Origin of the sequence: Gluconacetobacter azotocaptans, from assembly GCF_014174355.1 — a bacterium.
GTDB classification, from domain to species: domain Bacteria; phylum Pseudomonadota; class Alphaproteobacteria; order Acetobacterales; family Acetobacteraceae; genus Gluconacetobacter; species Gluconacetobacter azotocaptans.
In genome coordinates, this window is sequence record NZ_JABEQF010000053.1 from 1 (window position 1) to 1,108 (window position 1,108).

The following is a 1,108-nucleotide window of genomic DNA, read 5'->3' on the forward strand; positions in this document are numbered from 1 at the left end:
ATAGTGCTCGGGTCATGATCGCCGGCCCCCATCCCGGCAATCAGGATGAATCAGATTTTGACCAATATGGGAATCCAAAAACGACTCAATTAGATCAGATTATGCTCTAGTGGTTGCTCGACAGCCCAGCCTTGCCCCGGTCCCCTTGCCGGACGTCGTGCCAGTTCAGTTGGCACCACAACGCGTCGTCCTTCGTGTCCGCGATCATCCGCGTCAGACAGTAACGGCCTATTCGCTCCGGGTAGCGCATCACCTCATACGTGATGCCGGCCCCGATTCCCATAACCGCCAGGATCACCAGCAGCCCGATGACGATCCAGCGAAACCGGAACTCGAAGAGCAGATCCTGCACCGTCGCCGGAAGCTCCTGCCTCCACATCGCATAAACGGCTTCACGCAGGCTCTCCAGCGTCTCCCTCACAACCGCGCCGGTCATCACGGTGGCCTGGTTGCGACCATATTCTTCAACCTGAACCTTCACCGTAGCTGCCAGCTGACGAGCTGATGCGGTCTGTTCCCGCAAGATTCTCATCTCGGCGTCAGCTTCCCTACGGACTTCCGGCAACAACGCTTCCAGCCTGTTGGCGTTCGCGGCCGTTCGTTCGAGCAGGGAGTCGATCGCGGCCGATTGCGCAACCTGGTCGTCGACCATGGTAAGCAACAGGAAGCCGAGGGGTTCGTGGGGGAAGACCCCCGCCGCGCTCATCGCTTCCAGAACGCGTACACGCCGCTCCTTTTGAAGCGCCTGGTAAGTGGAAGGCGGCCCCTCGGCCGCCCCTTCCGTCACAGGAACAGATCCGGCTGACCGCTCCGCTCGATATTCGTCATGATACTCTCATGCCACCGGCGCGTCATGGCCTTCCAGAAAATGCTCTGCGCGGTGCCGGAGGAAGGACGCTTGCCTTCCAGAGCTTCGAATACTGTCACATTCGCCTTCTCCATCTGCGCGAGGCACGGCAGATAGGGAATCGTCACAGATACCGCGCCTCGCTTCCGCATTGAGCAGCCCCCACCGGGTAGTCCGCTGTGACTGTTAGTGCATAAGCACCTCCGTCGCCAAGGTCGGTCGGAGGTGGAGCGAAGCGGAACTGGAGACCGGCCTTGGCGG

2 protein-coding genes are annotated in these 1,108 nt (G+C 60.5%); both read right to left on the reverse strand.

All coding sequences use genetic code 11. The features are described 5' to 3' along the window. Nucleotides 1-106: 106 nt before the first annotated feature. The gene (locus tag HLH34_RS19245) at nucleotides 107-787 is read right to left on the reverse strand and encodes a hypothetical protein (RefSeq protein WP_220792280.1); all 681 of its coding nucleotides are present in this window, start codon (nucleotides 785-787) and stop codon (nucleotides 107-109) included. After that, nucleotides 784-975, reverse strand: coding sequence for a hypothetical protein (locus HLH34_RS19085; protein ID WP_183121139.1), 192 nt, complete (start codon nucleotides 973-975; stop codon nucleotides 784-786). Before HLH34_RS19085 ends, HLH34_RS19245 begins: the two co-directional genes overlap by 4 nt. Between the last annotated feature and the right edge of the window lie 133 nt (nucleotides 976-1,108).